The organism is Shewanella sp. S1-49-MNA-CIBAN-0167 (assembly GCF_040310145.1).
In the GTDB taxonomy this organism is placed as follows: domain Bacteria; phylum Pseudomonadota; class Gammaproteobacteria; order Enterobacterales; family Shewanellaceae; genus Shewanella; species Shewanella psychromarinicola.
The window spans coordinates 1-274 of record NZ_JBEOPO010000244.1; the positions used below are offsets into that span (position 1 = coordinate 1).

The 274-nt window shown below is 39.1% G+C and carries 1 protein-coding gene; it reads left to right on the top strand.

Annotated elements, in window-relative coordinates; all coding sequences use genetic code 11:
* The coding region (locus tag AAEZ00_RS21175) for a WapI family immunity protein (RefSeq protein ID WP_502959355.1) at nt 1-274 on the top strand (274 nt) is incomplete at both ends.

Genomic DNA, 274 nt, shown 5'->3' on the forward strand with positions numbered 1-274 from the left:
CTGTAGAACAGTACCAACATTCTCCAAGCAGTGAGTCTTTTGATGATAACTGGCTTATTTGCTCTGTTAGTGTTTCATTTGGAAGCTTCAGTGGTAAATTTTCTGCCAGTTTTCAAACCTATGATTTCGTTAAGTTCTCTAAAGAAATACAAAAGCTCTATGTTTGCCTAAAAGGTACAGCTACATTCGACAGTCTTGAGGGGCAGCTTGAAATCAAGCTAATCGGGAATGGAAGAGGTGGAATTGAATTAGAGGGTAATTGCATGGACAGTGT